We start from the raw sequence: 16539 nt of genomic DNA, 5'->3' as shown, positions 1-16539 counted from the left end.
CCAGGGGCCACAGGGGACAAATGCCCCGGTCCCAGGGTACGCAGTACTAGCCGCCCTTGAGCTTTGCCGAAAGGAAGCTGCGCACGTGCTTCCAGGCATCCTCGGCAGACTTCGCGTCGTACCGCTTGCCAGAGGGGTTCGCGAACGCATGGTCGGCCTCGTACCGGAGGATGGTGTGCTCCACCCCGGCCTCGTGCAGTGCCTTGTCGAAGGCGTCGACCTCCTCGGGCGGGATCCCCTGATCCTTGTTCCCGAAGATCCCGAGCAACGGCGCGCGCACAGCCTTGAGCGCCTCCGGATCCTTGACCAGGTGACCGTAGTAGAGCACCGCCGCGTCCAGGCTGGGCTCGTTGAGCGCGAGCTGCAGCGACCACGCCCCCCCGAAGCACCACCCGATGGATCCTGTGCGCGGGGACTGGGTGCGCGGATCGGTCTCCAGGAAGTGGTTCGCCGCCCGCACCACCTTCAGGGCAGCGGCGTTGTCCACGGCCTTCATCGTTGCCATGGCCTCGTCGGGCGTCGTCGCCACCTTGCCGCCGTACAGGTCCACCGCGAGCGCCGCGTAGCCATCCTCGGCGAGCCGATCGGTCCAGTGGCGGATGTGCTCGTTGAGCCCCCACCACTCGTGGATCACCACCACGCCCGGCAACGGCGCCTTCGCACCGGGGGGGAGGCTCAGGTAGGCGCGGCTCCCCTCCACCTGGATCTCTTGTCCCTGTGGCGCGGGCGCGCGCTCCGCCTTCAGCTCGTGGATGGCCTTGAAGGCTTCCTCGGAGAGAAGGCCGGTGTGCGGGCTTCCGCTCGCGGGCGCGGCGGCGGATGCTGGCGTGGCGCTCGACGGAGCTGCAGCTTCGGGTGGTGCCCCTCCTCCACACGCCGCGAGCAGCGTGACGAGGACGGCGATCGACCTGACGAAGCGGGCGGGTGACGCGTGACGCATGGCGACGGACCCTAGCACCCCGTTCTTCACGGAGCGTCGTTCAAAAGAACGAGGGCGCCGCGCCGGATGCCATACTGCAGGGCGCACGCCGCATCGCCCCCAGCTCCGGAACGTTCCCCTGACCTTCCCCGATCCCTCGCCGACCAGCACCCACACTGGCCCCAGCCTCGGGCGCTACCTCGACCTCGCCGCGCGTCTCCGCCTCGGTGCCGCAGCCCTGGTGCTCGCGCTGACGGCGACGGGGTGCACGTCTTCCGTGGGCTACCTCCTCCAGGCCGGAGCCGGGCAGCTCTCGCTCGGCCTCTCCGCAGAGCCCATCCGCGAGGTCGTCAAGCACCCCGACACGCCGCCCCGCCTTCGCCGCCTTCTCTGGCGCGTCTCCGACATCAAGGCCTTCGGCGAGCGCCACGGCCTCCGCGCCACCGAGAGCTACGAGGCCTACACCGCCCTCGATCGTCCCGCCGCCGTGTGGGTCGTCAGCGCCTCACGCCCTCTCCAGTTCGAGCCGCGCACCTGGGGGTTCCCCATCGTGGGCAGCGTCCCCTACCTCGGCTGGTTCGACCTCGACCGGGCGCGCAGCTACGCCGCCGAGCTGCAGGGCGAGGGCTGGGACGTCGACGTGCGCGGCGCAGGCGCCTACTCCACCCTCGGCTGGTTCGAGGACCCCGTCCTCTCCTCCATGATCCCGGACGGTGACGACGCGCTCGGCGAACTCGCCAACACCCTCCTTCACGAGAGCGCGCACGCCACCTTCTACCTGGCGGGTCAGAGCATCCTCAACGAGAGCGTCGCGAGCTTCGTGGGCGACGAACTCGCCGCGCGCTGGCTCGCCGAAGAGTCGGGCGCCACCGAGGCCGAGCGGCGCGCCTACGCCGAGGAGCAGCAAGCCTCGACGGACCGGCGCGAGGCCCTGCGCGCGGCGTACCTCGACCTCGACGCGCTCTACCGATCGAACCTCCCGCCCGCGCAGAAGCTCGCCGAGAAGCGCCAGCGCCTCGCGGCGCTCGAACGGCAGGTCGAGGCGAAGCGCCCGATCACCAACGCGACCCTCATCCAGTTCCGCACCTACAACGCCGGGATCGCAGAGCTCAGGGCCCTGCTCGCCGCCTGCGGCAGCAGCTTCCCGGCCTTCTTCGCCGCGCTCGCAGAGCTCCGCCCTGCGCAGTTCACCATCCCGCAGCAGGAGGACCTGGGTCCGGTGCTCGCGCCTCTCGCGCGTGCCGGCTGCCGCTGAGGCGACCCGGGCGGTCCCCGCAGGCTCACGGGATCGTCTTGAGGAGGCGCAGCGCGTTCTGGATGTGCTCCTGCGCGATGGCGAGGACCAGCATCAGGAAGATCAAGGCGAACAGCAGCGCCGTGATCGGCGAAGGCCCACGCGAGGTCGGCGACGGGACGTAGATCACCTGCCCGCTCGGCAGATCGCGCATCCCGTTCCCTCCACCCGCGATGCCACCTGACACGCTGGAGGGCATGCCGGCATGTCCCGGGACGCCCGGGATCAGCGCGGGATTCACGCTTGGCGTTCCGGAATCTCGCCCGCTCGGCGGCACTCCCTGGAAGACCATCACGCTCTGGGTCACGGCCATGAAGCTCGCCGAAAGCTCCGCGGCCGACTGGAAGCGCTCGGTGAGATCCCGGGCGCACGCGCGCGCGAAGAACAGATCCACGGCTGGCGACAGCCCCGGTACGAGCTGCGAAGGAGGCACCAGGGGGGCCGTGCAGATGCGCAGGATCACTTCCCCGAGCGAGCCCCCCTTGAAGGGTTTATGGCCGGTGAGCGCGAGGTAGAGAATGACCCCGAGCGCCCACAGGTCCGTGCGGTGGTCGATCTCCTTGCTGCTCCGCACCTGCTCCGGGCTCATGTAGTCAGGCGTCCCCACCATCATCCCGGTCGCCGTTGCCTCGGTCGTGGCGTGCGCCACCGGCGACATCACCTTGGCCACCCCGAAGTCGAGCAGCTTCACCACCTCCTCTCCTCCGTGCGAGCGCGAGAGGAAGATGTTGCCCGGCTTGAGATCGCGGTGGATGACCCCCACCTCGTGCGCCGCCCCGAGCGCCCGCGCCGCCTGCGCGGCGAGGAGAGCGAGCTGATCCATCGGAAGTCGCCGCTCCCGGCGCAGGCGCGTGCCGAGGTCCTCCCCCTCCAGCCACTCCATGATGATGTACGGCGTCCCGCGCTCCACGCCGTGGTCGAGGACCTGCACCACGTGCGGCGAGCGGATGCGCGCCGCCGCCTCCGCCTCGCGGCTGAAGCGGGTGAGCGCCAGGGAGTCCTCCACGAGTGCCTTGCTCATGAACTTCAACGCCACCGGCGAGCCCAGGGTGACGTGACGCGCTCCCCAGACCGTGCCCATCGCGCCTCTACCGATGCACCGCTCCAGCCGGAACTTGCCGGCGACGATCTGACCTGCAGCCGGCTCCACCCTGGGTCGCAGGCTAGCAGGACGTCACCACGCCGTGGGATGCCCCGGTTCGTCTGGCGGCGTTCTTTGGACGCTTCTCGCACGCCCTGCAGGCGCTGCGCACAGTCCCTCCCACGACCACACGCCCGCCTCGGCGGACGCCGTGGGACCGCCAGGGAGTCACGACGTAGGCGACGGCACTCCGATTGCTTGGTCGGAACCGAGAGCCCCTCCAGGGCAAGCCTGCACACACCCACAATGCCGAGATTCCCTGCTCCTCTGACCCTCCTCGCCCTCACGCTGCTCCTCGGCGGCTGTCGCGAGGACTCCGGCCAGGCCAGGGCTCAGGGCCGCCCCCCGCCAGCGGCGTCACCTCCAGCCACCCCGCCTGTCGCCCGGCTGCGGCCCGAACAGCGCGACCTCCTCGCCCCGGCGGCCCTCGGCACCTCGACATCGCGCTCCAGGGCGCCGTCCACCGCATGGCCTACCGCGTGGCCGCAGCCTTCCCTCATGGCGGGAATGACCCCACCTCCCCCACCCCCACAGCTCTGGGACGTCGGCGATCCCTGGGCGCTCAGCGCGATCGACACCGGCGGAAACGGCGCCGAGATCCGTCAGATCCAGACCCAGAGCATTGCCCTCCCCGTTCTCGAGCTGGGTGACGTGATCCTGCGCGTCAACGATCAGCCCGTGGCTGACACCGAGCAGCTCGCGCGGTGTCTCCGGGGGATCTCCCCGGGTGCTCTCGCCGTGCTCACCGTGCGGCGGGACGACGCCATCCAGCACTTCCTGGTGGACGTTCCGCGCAGCAGATCACGGTGAGCCTGCGTCCTCGCGCCTGCGCCCTCGCGGCCCACCCGGCAGGGTGGTGGGACGCCTCGGAGCGTGGCGCGTGACTGCCGCCATCCCAGGGCGACCTCCCGCCCCATTTTGCCCCGCTTGCCCCGCTTGCCCCGCTCCGGTGACGCTCTCCGCTTCTGCCCCCCGGTCGGGGACCGCGATCAACGCGCACGACTTGCACGATTGGAACCGCGCATTACAGCAAGAGGCACCATGACTCTGTTTGCTCCTCCCGTGTTCTCAAGGCTCGCCTCCCTCGCCACCGGCCGCATCACGCGACCCCTCTGGGCGGCGCTCTGCCTGCTCGCCATGGCCTTCGCCGTGGCGGGATGCTCCGGCTACGACGACCTCGTCGAGAAGGATCAGACCGCTGCCCAGAAATGGAGCGATCTCGAGGCCGCGCTGCAGCGCCGTTACGACCTCATCCCCTCCCTCGTGGAGACGGTGAAGGGCTCCGCAAAGCACGAGCAGCAGACGCTCGCGCAGGTCACCGAGGCGCGCGCCAACGTCGGCAAGCTCCAGCTCACTGCGGACGACCTCACCGACCCCGCCAAGATGGAGGCCTTCCAGAAGGCCCAGGCCGATCTCAAGAGTTCGCTGTCCCGGCTGATGGTCATCCAGGAGCAGTACCCGGACCTCAAGGCCAACAAGAGCTTCCACGACCTCCAGGTGCAGCTCGAAGGGACCGAGAACCGCATCCAGCGCTCGCGCGAGGAGTACAACCAGGCCGCGCGTGACTACAACACCGCCCTGCTCAAGGTCGGCGGTCAGGTCGTCAACAAGGTGACCGGCGCGCCCTTCAAGCCGCGCGTCTACTTCACCGCCACGAGCGAGGCCCAGGTGGCCCCCAAGGTCCAGTTCTGATGAATGCCCGCGCCCGTGTCTCCCAGCCGGAGAGCGCAGGGCGCCTTCGCGCCTTGCTCGCCACGGTGCTCCCGCTCGTCGCCGTGGCGCTCCTTGCCCTCACCCCCGCGCGGGCGCTCGCAGCGTTCACCCCGCCGTCCCTCGACGGCCACGTGATGGACACGGCTGGCAAGCTCTCGCAGGCAGAGATCCTCCGCCTCGATCGCAAGCTCGACGCCGTGCGGCAGAAGACTGGCTTCGCGGTGGTGGCCTTCGTGGTCGGGGACCTCCAGGGAGAGACCATCGAGGACGTCGCGTACGAGACCTTCAACGCCTGGAAGGTGGGCGAGAAGAACCTCGACAACGGCGTGCTCCTGGTGATCGCGCCAGGCGAGCGCAGGACCCGCATCGAGACCGGCAAGGGCGTGGGCGGAGCGCTCACCGACCTCCAGACGAACGACATCCTCCGGGAAGTCGTCGGCCCGCTCCTCAGGCAGGACCGCTTCTACGACGCGGTGGATCAGGGGACCATCGCCATCGCCGACGCCCTGATCAAGGGCTCCCCCGAGGGACAGACGCCGCGTGAGCGGAGCGCCGGCAGGCCGCCCGACATGGTGAAGGTCGGCCTGTATGCCGGCGGCCTTCTCCTCGTCATCGTCCTCGCCATCGTCTCGCCCACCTTCCGCTCGCTCCTGTGGGTCGTCGTGCAGATGCTCTTCTTCTTCGGTGGCCGCGGCGGCGGCTCCGGAGGTCACGGCGGCGGCTCGGGCTACGGCGGCGGTGGCGGACGCTCCGGCGGCGGTGGCTCCAGCGACAGCTACTGAACGGCGCCCATCACCGCCCACTCCCCGCTCAAGCAGATCCCGAGCTGACGGCGCTCGTCGCGGGTCAGGATCTGCAGGTCCCGCAGGGGCCTGTCCGGCCTCTGCATCACCTGCGTCAGCAAGTTCTCCAGCCGCGCCGGGAGCCGCAGGATCTCCGCCTTGGCGAGGCTCTCCGAGCTGCCGTCGAACGCCAGCCGGATGCCCCCCTGCGCGTGCAGCTTCTCCACGTGGATCCGCAGCCCCTTCTGCTCGTTGCTCGCCGTGAGCGCCCGGAAGGACGCGGACGCCTCGCCCAGCCACACGTCACCTCCTCCCCCCGAGCAGGACAGCGTCACGTCAAAGGGCCTGTCCCCGTACACCCCCGCCAGCCGGTTCACCTCACTCAAGGGGAACCGCCGGTGGGGCGCTCCCCGCTTCGCCTCGTGCCCCAGCGCCACGAGAAGCTCCCGGAAGCTCAGCGACGTCCCGAGCTGATACCAGGCCGGCACGGTGGTCGAGAACCGCCCCACCGTCTGCCTGAAGTCGACCGTGCTCCGGTTCACCGCGCACAGCCCGAACGCCACGTCGTCCCGCTGTGTCACCCGCGCGAAGTAGCCATACAGCGTCGCCAGGATCACCTGGAACGGCGTCGTCCCTTGTTCCAGCGCGAACGCCTGGAGCTGGCCGAAGCGCGCCCGATCGAGCAGAAGCTCCGACCGCCAGCGCGGACGTGGCTGCGGCGCCGCGCGCCCGAAGGAGCGCGAGGGCAGGAGCGGCTCGGGGATCGTCTCCAGCTTCTCGCGCCAGTACGCCGCGTCGCGCTGGAACTGCTCCGACGCCATGTACGCCTGATCGTCGGCGATGAAGTCCGCGTAGGAGCGCTTCGCGCCCTCGTCGAGCGGCCGCCCCGCGCGCAGCGCGTCGTAGGCCGCTGCCGTGCGCTGGATCATGAGCGAGATCGCCCAGCCGTCCGCGATCAGCGGGTGCACCCGCGTCATCCAGTAATGAAGCTCCTCCGCCACCCGCACCACCGCGAAGTGGAACAGCGGCCCCTGCCCCACCTGGAGGAGGGGCTTTTCGAGCGTCTCGTGCAGCCACTCCAGCGCCTTCGTCTCGCCGCCGCCCGACCCGGACACGTCCTTGCAATCGACGTAGTCGAGGGCGACGGGCACGTGGTCCATGATCTTCTGCGCGGGCGCCGTCTCTCCCGGCACCAGCGCGATGCGCAGCGCGTCGTTCTCCGCCACCACGTGCCCGAGGGCGCGCTCCAGCACCGCCACGTCGAGCGGTCCCTCGATGCGCGCATAGCCCCCCTGGCTCGATGGCGGCGCGTCCTGGTTGCTCGGAGCGTCGACCCAGCCCTCCCGCTGCGGTGACGAGAGGGGATATGCCGGCGTCCTCTGGCCCATGGTCGTTGTCGTCATCATCTTCGTCTTCGTCAGTATTCGCGCGCAATCGCGCATTGCACGTGAATTCATGTCCTCGCGATGCTTTCGACAGAGGACGCATGCCAACGAGCACACCGCAATGGCAACGCCCGAAGATCACTGTCCACGAAGCGCATCGCGCACGAAGCGCCCAGCGTGCTCTCCGCGCGCACGAGGCCTCGCAATGGCAGCGCACGAAGCGCCCAGCGGCCCCTCTGCACGTGCGGCGCCCTGCAATGGCAGCGCACCGAACAGACCTCCCCTGGTCGCTCTTCGCACAGCGCTTCGCAATGGTCATGGATCGAGACCTCCCGCGTGGTCTCCTCCCGCACAGCACCTCGCTATGACCAGCGCGGTCACTCCGCCTCGGACGCGACATTCACCCCGGCAGGGTCGATTTCGCGGCGTCCGAGAAGAAATCGACGAACGCCCGCACCCGCGCCGGCATGAGCCGCCCCTGCGGGAAGGCGATGTGAATGGGCAGGCCCTCTTCCTCGTACGCCCCGAAGAGCCGCACCAGGCGCCCGCACCGCACGTCGTCCTCGGCCACGATGTCCGGAAGGAACGCGATCCCGAGCCCATCGATCGCCGCCGCCCGCAGCGTCTCATTGCTGTCGGCCGCCACCGGCCCCCGCGGCAAAAGCCGCCCTCCCGAGGGCAGCTCCCACGGCACCCGCACCCCGCTCCGCACGTAGGAGAGCCCCGCGTGCCCGGGAAGCTCCTCGGGCGTCCGCGGTGTACCCCGCGCCGCGAGGTAGGCCGGCGCCGCGTAGTACTGCCGCCGCAGCCGCCCGATGCGCCGCAGGACGAGCCGCCCGTCGTCCACGTGTCCCACCCGCACCACCACGTCCACGCGCTCCGAGAGCGGGTCCACGTACCTGTCGGTCAGCCCCACCTCCAGCTCCAGCTCCGGATACGCCGCCGCGAAGCGCGAGAGCCGCGGCAGGACCCACGTCCGCCCCAGATCGAGCGGCGCGCTGGCCCGCAGGAGCCCCCTGGGCGTCGTCGCCTGGGTCACCTGCACCAGCGCCTCGTCCAGCTCCTCGAACGTCCGCTGCGCGCGCTCGTACAGCGCCTCGCCCTCCGCGGTCAGGGTCAGCCCCTGCGCCCCCCGGAGCAGCAGCCGCACCCCCAGCTCTCCCTCCAGCTTACCGACCAGCTTACTGAAGGCCGAAGGCGTCGTCCCTGCTTCCCGGGCCGCGGCGCTGAAGCTGCCCGCGCGGACACTCTGCACGAACGCACGCAGATACGGCCAGGGATCCATGGGCTTTGCCCCCGAGGCACAACGCCTGTTCCCGCGATACGCCTGCCGCGCCACCCGGGCAAGGGCCATGGTTTCCCCACCACGCGTTGCGGCCGGAGCAAGGAGAAAGAACCATGTCACGCATCTTCATCACGGGAGCCTCGGGATACATCGGCGGCTCGGTCGCAGCGCACCTGCGCAAGGATGGCCACGAGATCGTCGCCCTCGTGCGCAGCCCCGAGGGCGCAGCCCGCCTCGAAGCTGCCGGCCTTCGCCCCCAGCTCGGCGGCCTCGACGACGGCCCCCTGCTCTCGCGCCTCGCCAGCGAGGCCGACCTCGTCATCAACACCGCCGACTCCGACCACCGCGGCGCCATCGAGGCGCTCCTCGCCCCCCTCCGCGGCACCGGCAAGCTCTTCATCCACACCAGCGGCTCGTCCATCGTCGCCGACGACGCCGACGGCAGACACCCGGGCGCGATCTACGACGAGGGCACCCCTTTCACCCCCGTCCCCCTGAAGGTCGCGCGCGTCGCCATCGACACCTTCGTCCGCGACGCCGCCCGTGACAACGTGCGCAGCGTCGTCATCTGCCCGACCATGATCTATGGCCGCGGCACCGGCGTGAAGCCCGACTCCATCCAGGTCCCCCTCCTGCTTCGCCTCTCCCGGGAGCGCGGCGCCGGCGTGCACGTCGGCCCTGGCCAGAACATCTGGTCCAACGTGCACATCGAGGACCTCGCCGACCTCTATGCCCTCGCCGTCGCCCGCGCCGAGCCCGGTGCCTTCTTCTTCGCCGAGAACGGCGAGGCGAAGCTGGAGGACATCGCCCAGGCCCTGAGCCGCATCCTCGGCTTCGGCGGCCGCACCGTCGCCGTGCCCATCGAGGAAGCCATCAAGGCCTTCGGCGAGGATGCCGCCCGCTACGGCCTCGCCTCCAACAGCCGCGTCCGCGCCATCCGCGCCCGCGAGGACCTCGGGTGGCGCCCCCACCGCCCCTCCCTCCTCGACGACATCGAGAACGGCTCCTACCGCGCCAGCCTCGGCTGACCCCTCTCCTCGTGGAGACTTAAATCCACTTCTCTTTCCGGTACCAGTCGAACGCCGCGCGCACCCCGCGCTCCAGGCCGTACTCGTGGTTCCAGCCCACTGCTGACCGGAGCGCGTCGCTCCGGCACGTCCAGGCCTCCTGCGCCCCCATCTTCGCCTTCTGCCGGTTGAACAGCCGCGGCTTCCCATCGAGCTTCGTCGCCAGCTCCCCGCCCACTGCCGCCAGGCTCACCAGCGCCTCCGGCAGGTTCAGCGTCCGCACCCGGCGCCCGCTCGCGTCCACGATCGCCTGCTGGAACCGCTCCCAGGTCACCGGCTCGTTGTCGCACACGAAGAACCCCTTCCCCACGGCCCCCGGGTGCACACCCGCCGCGACGAGCGCCGTCACCAGGTCGTCCACGTACACCGCCGAGAACCACCGGTTTCGGTTCCCGAAGAACACGTTCCGCCCCTGGGTCGCCTCGCGGAACAGGTTGAAGTAGTCCACGTCCCCCGGCCCGTAGACGCCGCCGGGCCTGAGGATGGTCCACGGCACGTCCGCCGCTTCCACCACCCGCTCCGCTTCGAGCTTCGTGTCCCCGTAGTGCTCCAGCGGCCGCCGCGCGCTCGACTCCACGTGAGGGTTCCCGGCCTGGGAGGGCCCGTACGCCGCCAGCGACGACACGTGCACGAACCGCTGCACCTCCGGGTGCGCCTTCTTGAGCGCCTCCAGCAGGTTGCGCGTGGGCATCACGTTCGCCCGTGAGAAGTCGTCCCGCGTCACCCCCTTCGTCGCCCCCGCCAGGTGGAACACCACGTCCGGCTTCTCCTCGCGCACGAGCCGCTCGAGCCCCGCCAGATCGTCGTACTCCACCTCCGCCGAGCGCCCCTGCTTCGCCGCCGGAGATCCCCGGCGCCGGAGGGCCACCACCTCCAGCCCCCGCGCGAGCAGCGCATCGCGCAGCCGCCCTCCAATGAAGCCGCTGGCTCCGGTCAACAGAGCCTTGCCCTTGAGCGAAGGTGATTCGGTGGGAGTGTTCGTCTCGGTGCTCACGGCCGCGGATCTGCCGCGAGATGCCGGGCGCTGCAAGCCAGGCGGAGCGCGTACCTCACTTCGCGCGCTCCTACCTGCCGCAGCGCCCTGGATGTTCAGGCGCTCTCAGGCGCCCTCGGCCCTCAGCCGCCGCCCAGCGCGCGCTGCTCCGCGGACACCGGCGCCGAGTCCCCCCTCGCCCCCGCAGTTCCTCACGGCGCCCCTTCGGTCCCTTCCAGGATCTTCGCCTTCACGAACTTCCCCGACTCCGTCAGCGCCGTGTCCGACCATCCACCCGTCGTCCCTGCCTCCGGCGTGAGCGCCGACGCCGTCTCCGGCTTGTTGAACAGCGACCAGTTCGCCCAGCTAATCTGGTGATCGTTCAGGAAGTCGATCCACGTCTGCGACTCCGTCAGATCCAGCCCCCCGTTCCCCGACGCCTCGCACGCTCCCCACTCGGTCGTGAACAGCGCGAGCCCCATGTTCATCGCCGTCACCGCCTTGTCCCGCAGGTACTGCCGGTGTGTCCCCGCGTAGAAGTGCAGCGTGTAGGCCACGTTGTCGAAGCCGGTGACGGGATCGTTCGCCGCCACGTCCACGTCCTGCGACCACGTCGGCGTCCCCACCACCACCACGTTGTCGGCCCCGGTCTGCCGGATGGCGCCGATGACATCCTCCGCGTACGCCTTCACCTCGCTCCACGGCTCCCCATCCGGCTCGTTGAACACCTCGAAGATCACGTTCGGGTACTGCCCGTACTCCTCGGCCATCTCCGTGAAGAACGCCCGCGCCTCTGCCGCGTGCTGCGAAGCGCTGTGGTCGTGCCAGTCCACGATCACGTAGATCCCCCGCGCGATCGCCGCGTCCACGATCACCCGCACCCGCGCCTTCTCGGCCTCCGGGTTCTCCAGGTAGCCCCCCGACTCCACCCCCATCGCCGCGCGCACCAGCGTCGCGTGCCAGTCGTCCACCAGCGTGTCCACCACCGAGGCGTTGTAGAAGTCCGTCGCCCACTGGCTCCAGAACAGGCTCATCCCCTTGAGCTGCACCGCGTCCCCGTGCTCGTCCGTGAGCCGGTTGCCGTCGACCCGCAGCCACCCGTGCCGCGCCACCGCCGACCCCGCAGGCTCCCCCGGATCCCCAGGGTCCCCCGGATCCCCAGGGTCCCCTGGATCGCCCGGATCACCCGACGACGTGTTCGAGGTGCTCCCGCCCGTCTCCGAGGTGGTGTCGTTCCCGAGCGGCCCGCTGCCGTCCTCCTCTCCGCCCCCGCAGCCAGCCGCGCACGCGGCGAGCACCCCGAGCAGCGCCAGAGACCTCGACACCCGCCTCACCACCGACGCCCCGCGAACCGCCTGCACCATGCCGCGACCCTACCGCAGGTCGCGCGCCCTTCTCTCACCGAAATCACTTCTACGAACCGATTTCACGGCCGACATTGCCAGCCAATCGAAAAGATCGCGCCACGCCCACGCGCCCCGTGACCATTTCGATCACCGCACTGCGATCACCCCGATCACCCCTCCTGCTGGCCGCGATCACAACGATCACCCCTACAGCCGTGATACCTTGCGCCCATGGCGTCCTTGGTCTGCCCGTTCCAGGATCTCACCCCTGCCCTGGTTCCCTTGGCAGGCGGCAAAGGTGGCACCCTCGCGCGCCTCTTCCAGGCAGGCCACCCTGTCCCCGACGGCTTCATCGTCCTGCCCGACGCATTCGCCAGTGCCCCGCATGGCGCACACGACCCGCACGAACCGCGCGGGGCTGAGGCCCCACGCGACACCCTCACCCCCGCCGCGCGCGAACGCATCCGCGCCGCCCTCGCCCACCTCCGCGCGGGCGAGGCCCGCATGGCATTCGCCGTCCGCTCCTCGGCGATCGCCGAGGACTCTGCCCAGGCGTCCTTCGCTGGAGCCCTGGACACGGTCCTCGACGTCCGCGACGACGCCGCCGTGGAGCGCGCCATCGAGGCTGTCCGCCGCTCCCGCCACGCCCCTCGCGTCGGGGCCTACAGCGAGGCCCAGGGCCTCGCCGCCCACCAGGAAGTCGCGGTCGTCGTCCAGCGCCTCGTCCCTGCTGCCCTCTCGGGTGTCCTGTTCACTGCCGACCCCGTGACCGGCAGCCGCGCCGCCCTCGTCGGCAACTACGTCAGCGGTCTCGGCGAGCGCCTCGTCGCCGGTGAAGCCACGGGCCACGCCTTCTCCCTCCGCCACCCCCGCGGTGCCTGCGAGGGTCCCCGCGAACTCCGCCCCTTTGCCCGCGCGCTCTACCGCCTCGCCACGTCTCTCGAACGACAGCTCGGCGCTCCCCAGGACATCGAATGGGCCATCGCGCAGGGCCGCCTCTTCCTCCTGCAATCTCGCCCCATCACCACCTTGCGCGCCCACGACCCCGCGACGGGCGCCTGGAACGACAGCTTCACCGGCGATTACCTCTGGACCAGCACCAACGTCGGCGAGGCCGTGCCCGACGTGATGACCCCTTGCACCTGGTCGCTGGTGCGCCACTTCCTGGCCCACGCCATGGCCCTCGACACCGTGGGCGGCGTCCCCCTCAGCGGCAACATCGGCGGCCGCCTCTACTTGAACCTCAGCCTCCTCGCGACCATCCTCCGCGCCCTCGGCATCCCCCCTGCGGCCTTCACCGCGCGCATCAGCACCGTCTTCGGCCGCCTCCCACCGGGCCTCGACGTCCCCACGCTCCCCATCCCCCGCCTGCGCGTGCTCCGCGACACGCTCCCCGCTGCCGCGCGCCTCCGGTGGCGGCTGCGCAAGAACCTTCGACGCCTCCCCGCCTACCTCGCCGCGGCCCCTGCCCGCTGCGACGCGCTCCTCGCCCGCATCGCCGCCGCCCCGACCCCGCCCGATCTCCTCACCCTCTGGCGCGCCGACCTCCTCCCCGCCTTCACCGAGGCGTCCCGCATGCTCGAAGCCGCCGCCCGCGGAGACCAGACCCAGACCTACGCCCTCCGCCTCCTCCTCGTCCGACTCCTCGGCGAAGCCGACACCCATGCCCTCTTCTCCGGCCCTGGAGACGCCTCCGGCCCTGGCGACGCCTCCAGCCTGGGCGGCGCCCCCGGCGCGGTGGACGGCACCACCCACCTCGAAAGCCTCGGCCCCCTCCTCAGCCTCACCCGCCTTGCCCGTGGCGAGATCGACCGCGCCATGCACGCCCGCCGCTACGGCCACCGCAGTCCTCACGAACTCGAGGTCTCCGTCCCCCGCCCCGGGGAGGACCCCTCCTTCATCGACCGCCAGCTCGCCGCCCTCCGCGACGCCCCCGTCGATGTCGACACCCTCCTCGCCCGCCAGCGGCAGGCCCACGACGCGGCCTGGGCTCGCCTCCGCGCCCTTCACCCCCGCGTCGCTGCCGCCGTGCGCGGCCCCCTCGCCCGCGCCCGCGACGCCGCCCGCGCCCGCGAAGCCGCCCGCTCCGAGGTCGTGCGCATCTTCTGGCCCCTGCGCGCCTTCGTCCTCCGCGCGGGCGCCCTCACCGGCCGCGGCGACGACCTCTTCTTCCTGTCCATCGAGGAGATCCTCACCCTCCTCCGTCGCGACACCTCCCCCCTCGCCTTCGTCCCTGCCCGCCGCGACACCCATGCCCGCCAGAGCGGCCTTCCCTCCTACCCTGCCCTCATCCGCGGCCGCTTCGACCCCTTCCAGTGGGCCCGCGACCCGCGCCGCCGCAGCGACATCTTCGACGCCCGCGGCAGCGCCCCGCTCCCTTCCGGCGCCATCCAGGGCTTCCCTGGCGCCGCCGGCATCGTCGAGGGCCTCGCCCGCGTCCTCACCCGCGCCGACGACGCCGCTCAACTCCAGCCCGGCGAGATCCTGGTCACCACCATCACCAACGTCGGCTGGACTCCCCTCTTCCCCCGCGCCGCCGCCATCGTCACCGACATCGGCGCTCCCCTCTCGCACGCCGCCATTGTCGCCCGCGAGCTGGGCCTCCCCGCCGTCGTCGGCTGCGGCAACGCCACCATGCTCCTGCACACCGGCGACCGCGTCCGCGTCGACGGCGCCCGCGGCACTGTCGAGATCCTCGAAGCCGCCGCGCACCCTCGCGCCAAACCTGCTGCCTGACGGCAACATCGACGGGAGCATCCCCGCGCGACGCCAGCCGGAGCTCGTTCCGCCCTCCTTGCCTTTCCATCCCCCGAGATTCCTTCATGATTCTGGGCTAGGGTCGCGGCGCACTGCCCCCCTGAACCCAGTGCACGGAGCCTCATGAAGCGACTGCTCTCCCTCGCCGCCTCCCTCGCCTCCCTCACCGTCGCCAGCGCCGCCTTCGCATCTGCCAGCCTCACCTTCAACGCGGACTGGAGCGTCGTCCGCGCGGGTCAACCGACCACCGCCGCGCCCCTGTTCATCTCCTACAACACGAACCGCCTCCCCCAGTGCCGCGGCACCGGCTGGACCATCACCGGCTACCAGATGACCAACCGCGGCCCCGTGAGCAGCTTCCCCGTCGCGAGCGCCGCGACCCCGGGCACCACTGCCAGCGTCGCCCTCAACCTCGCCACCGGCGGCGATCTCGAGCTGTGGTTCCAGGTCACCGACAGCACCGGCTGCAGCGCCTGGGACTCCAACTATCAGTACAACTTCCACGCCGACGTCCTGCAGAACCCCACCCTGACCTACGCCGACAACGGGTCCGAGTCGCAGTACGGCACCATCACCGGCGGCAGCACCCTCATGGTCGATTACGACATCGACCGCCTCGGCCAGTGCCGCCTCGGCTACATGAACTTCAAGACCTGGAACGTCCACGTGCACTACCGCATCGACGGCGGCGCCGAGCAGGTCCTCCCCCTCACCGTCGCCTGGGGCCAGTTCGACCTCGAGTTCCGCCGCCAGACCCCAGCCTTCATCCCCATCCCCGTCGGCGCCAGCGAGGTCGAACTGTGGTTCGTCGGCACCGACCGCGGCAACTGCGTGCAGTACGACTCCGAGTACGGCCAGAACTACGTCTACACCGTGCAGTGACCCTGCCCGGGCGCCGCTCCTCGCCCCCGCGCCCGCCCTCACCCAGCCGCGCAGTGGACGCGCCCCAGCAGGGGTGCTTCCGTGACCGTCACCCCCGCCGCCCCCCTCCAGGATGCGGCACCATCCCCAGCCCCCCAGCCCCATGATCCTCCGCGACGACCTCCTCCTGGCCCTCGTGCCTCCCCTCACCTTCCGGCCCGGACTGGTCTTCTTCACCGCCTTCCTGAAGCTCCCCGCGGGTGCAGCGCTCCGGATCGAGCGCTCCGAGTTCGCGCTCCTGGACCCTGCCAGGCGTCCGCTCGACATCCGCCGCGACGCCTTCGGCCTGACCACCGCCACCCACCTCGTCGGCCCCTTCTCCGGCAAGCTCCGCGACGACGTCCTCCTCCGTGCGGAAGCAGCCGTGGCCTGCTGGCGCCTGAACGACCTCGCGGTGGAGGCCCCCCTTGCCCCCCTCGGCACGCCCCCCGAAGCCCCCCGCATCGTGTACCTGCCGCTGCAGGTGCCGCTCAAGGAGGACTGCCACGTGGCCTTCACCCTGGTGAACGCGGGTGCGTCCCCCATCGACTTGCCCCGGGCCATGCAGGCCGCCCGGTGCTGGATGGACGGCGTCCCTTATGAGAGCACCGCCGGCGCACACTGGGACGGGAGCTACCTGATCCGGCCGCAATCCGCCGGGTCGTGCACCTTCCGCCTGAGCGACTTCCCCGGCGCCCCGCAGCGCGGCCGCCACGAGACCAGCATCGAGATTCTGGGCCAGCGCAGCCCACCGGAGCACGTCGACTGGCGGGGAGAGCCCTGGGTGCCTCCGCGCCTGCGGGATTGACGGCAGACGCCGCGCTGCTGGCCGCGGATGGCCAGCGGTGCCCGGCGGGTACGCCAGAACTGACCACCCTCACGCGCTCCGCCGGCAATTCTCACGAAATGTCGTGGCGCCGGACTGCGCGCAGGCCGGTGCGACGCGGTGATGGCTGCCGCGAGGAGCACCTGGACGG

The 16539-nt window shown here is 71.0% G+C and carries 14 protein-coding genes; 8 read left to right on the top strand and 6 right to left on the bottom strand.

Annotation, left to right across the window (positions count from 1 at the left end):
- Positions 1–46: 46 nt before the first annotated feature.
- Positions 47–940, bottom strand: coding sequence for a dienelactone hydrolase family protein (locus CAP_RS17010; RefSeq protein ID WP_044241858.1), 894 nt, complete (start codon positions 938–940; stop codon positions 47–49).
- Between CAP_RS17010 and CAP_RS44810 the strand changes: the two genes are divergently transcribed.
- Entirely contained in the window at positions 939–2174 is a 1236-nt protein-coding gene (locus CAP_RS44810; RefSeq protein ID WP_052375416.1) for an aminopeptidase, read from the top strand. The genes CAP_RS17010 and CAP_RS44810 overlap by 2 nt on opposite strands.
- 25 nt (positions 2175–2199) lie before the next feature.
- On the opposite strand, the gene CAP_RS17000 is transcribed toward CAP_RS44810, so the two are convergent.
- On the bottom strand, positions 2200–3363 hold the full coding sequence (locus tag CAP_RS17000) for a serine/threonine-protein kinase (protein ID WP_052375415.1): 1164 nt from the start codon (positions 3361–3363) through the stop codon (positions 2200–2202).
- Between the two features lie 237 nt (positions 3364–3600).
- Between CAP_RS17000 and CAP_RS50485 the strand changes: the two genes are divergently transcribed.
- The 3 genes from CAP_RS50485 (at position 3601) to CAP_RS16985 (ending at position 5849) form a co-directional block, all read left to right on the top strand.
- Positions 3601–4164: a PDZ domain-containing protein gene (locus CAP_RS50485; protein ID WP_156040881.1), complete on the top strand. Its 564-nt coding sequence runs from the start codon at positions 3601–3603 to the stop codon at positions 4162–4164.
- A gap of 231 nt (positions 4165–4395) precedes the next feature.
- Positions 4396–5046 (top strand): LemA family protein, encoded by a 651-nt coding sequence (locus tag CAP_RS16990; RefSeq protein WP_081864973.1) that lies wholly within the window; start codon positions 4396–4398, stop codon positions 5044–5046.
- Positions 5046–5849, top strand: a complete 804-nt coding sequence (locus tag CAP_RS16985; protein WP_044241857.1) for a TPM domain-containing protein — start codon at positions 5046–5048, stop codon at positions 5847–5849. Before CAP_RS16990 ends, CAP_RS16985 begins: the two co-directional genes overlap by 1 nt.
- Here CAP_RS16985 and CAP_RS16980 read toward each other — a convergent pair.
- Complete coding sequence (locus CAP_RS16980) at positions 5843–7255, bottom strand: condensation domain-containing protein (RefSeq protein WP_197041214.1); 1413 nt, start codon at positions 7253–7255, stop codon at positions 5843–5845. The genes CAP_RS16985 and CAP_RS16980 overlap by 7 nt on opposite strands.
- Before the next feature lie 379 nt (positions 7256–7634).
- Positions 7635–8519, bottom strand: a complete 885-nt coding sequence (locus CAP_RS16975; RefSeq protein ID WP_044241853.1) for a LysR family transcriptional regulator — start codon at positions 8517–8519, stop codon at positions 7635–7637.
- Positions 8520–8632: 113 nt separating this feature from the next.
- On the opposite strand from CAP_RS16975, the gene CAP_RS16970 reads away from it, so the two are divergent.
- Positions 8633–9547, top strand: coding sequence for an NAD-dependent epimerase/dehydratase family protein (locus CAP_RS16970; RefSeq protein ID WP_044241851.1), 915 nt, complete (start codon positions 8633–8635; stop codon positions 9545–9547).
- A 19-nt stretch (positions 9548–9566) separates the two neighbouring features.
- Here the strand turns inward: CAP_RS16970 and CAP_RS16965 are convergent, their stop codons facing one another.
- Together CAP_RS16965 and CAP_RS16960 are read right to left on the bottom strand one after the other, a co-directional pair.
- Positions 9567–10580 carry an NAD-dependent epimerase/dehydratase family protein gene (locus CAP_RS16965; RefSeq protein ID WP_052375413.1) on the bottom strand — a complete coding sequence of 338 codons (1014 nt, stop codon included), beginning with the start codon at positions 10578–10580 and terminating at the stop codon, positions 9567–9569.
- 191 nt (positions 10581–10771) lie between these two features.
- Complete coding sequence (locus CAP_RS16960) at positions 10772–11923, bottom strand: glycoside hydrolase family 5 protein (RefSeq protein ID WP_081864970.1); 1152 nt, start codon at positions 11921–11923, stop codon at positions 10772–10774.
- A gap of 213 nt (positions 11924–12136) precedes the next feature.
- Between CAP_RS16960 and CAP_RS16955 the strand changes: the two genes are divergently transcribed.
- The 3 genes from CAP_RS16955 (at position 12137) to CAP_RS16945 (ending at position 16370) form a co-directional block, all read left to right on the top strand.
- A complete protein-coding gene (locus tag CAP_RS16955; RefSeq protein ID WP_044241850.1) occupies positions 12137–14641 on the top strand; it encodes a PEP/pyruvate-binding domain-containing protein in 2505 nt (834 codons plus the stop codon).
- Positions 14642–14785: 144 nt separating this feature from the next.
- Positions 14786–15544, top strand: coding sequence for a DUF6209 family protein (locus CAP_RS16950; RefSeq protein WP_044241849.1), 759 nt, complete (start codon positions 14786–14788; stop codon positions 15542–15544).
- Between the two features lie 142 nt (positions 15545–15686).
- Positions 15687–16370 (top strand): hypothetical protein, encoded by a 684-nt coding sequence (locus CAP_RS16945; RefSeq protein WP_044241848.1) that lies wholly within the window; start codon positions 15687–15689, stop codon positions 16368–16370.
- The last annotated feature ends 169 nt before the right edge of the window (positions 16371–16539 follow it).

The organism is Chondromyces apiculatus DSM 436 (assembly GCF_000601485.1).
Lineage (GTDB): Bacteria > Myxococcota_A > Polyangia > Polyangiales > Polyangiaceae > Chondromyces > Chondromyces apiculatus.
The sequence above is the reverse complement of the archived record's forward strand: the minus strand, read 5'-3'. Positions and strand labels throughout refer to the sequence as shown.

Excerpts from the sequence above, each read along its gene's own strand:
- CAP_RS44810 (WP_052375416.1), top strand. The coding sequence starts at position 939 with ATGGCGACGGACCCTAGCACCCCGTTCTTCACGGAGCGTCGTTCAAAA.
- CAP_RS17010 (WP_044241858.1), bottom strand. The coding sequence starts at position 940 with ATGCGTCACGCGTCACCCGCCCGCTTCGTCAGGTCGATCGCCGTCCTC.
- CAP_RS50485 (WP_156040881.1), top strand. The coding sequence starts at position 3,601 with ATGCCGAGATTCCCTGCTCCTCTGACCCTCCTCGCCCTCACGCTGCTC.
- CAP_RS16990 (WP_081864973.1), top strand. The coding sequence starts at position 4,396 with ATGACTCTGTTTGCTCCTCCCGTGTTCTCAAGGCTCGCCTCCCTCGCC.
- CAP_RS16985 (WP_044241857.1), top strand. The coding sequence starts at position 5,046 with ATGAATGCCCGCGCCCGTGTCTCCCAGCCGGAGAGCGCAGGGCGCCTT.
- CAP_RS16980 (WP_197041214.1), bottom strand. The coding sequence starts at position 7,255 with ATGATGACGACAACGACCATGGGCCAGAGGACGCCGGCATATCCCCTC.
- CAP_RS16975 (WP_044241853.1), bottom strand. The coding sequence starts at position 8,519 with ATGGATCCCTGGCCGTATCTGCGTGCGTTCGTGCAGAGTGTCCGCGCG.
- CAP_RS16970 (WP_044241851.1), top strand. The coding sequence starts at position 8,633 with ATGTCACGCATCTTCATCACGGGAGCCTCGGGATACATCGGCGGCTCG.
- CAP_RS16960 (WP_081864970.1), bottom strand. The coding sequence starts at position 11,923 with ATGGTGCAGGCGGTTCGCGGGGCGTCGGTGGTGAGGCGGGTGTCGAGG.
- CAP_RS16955 (WP_044241850.1), top strand. The coding sequence starts at position 12,137 with ATGGCGTCCTTGGTCTGCCCGTTCCAGGATCTCACCCCTGCCCTGGTT.
- CAP_RS16950 (WP_044241849.1), top strand. The coding sequence starts at position 14,786 with ATGAAGCGACTGCTCTCCCTCGCCGCCTCCCTCGCCTCCCTCACCGTC.
- CAP_RS16945 (WP_044241848.1), top strand. The coding sequence starts at position 15,687 with ATGATCCTCCGCGACGACCTCCTCCTGGCCCTCGTGCCTCCCCTCACC.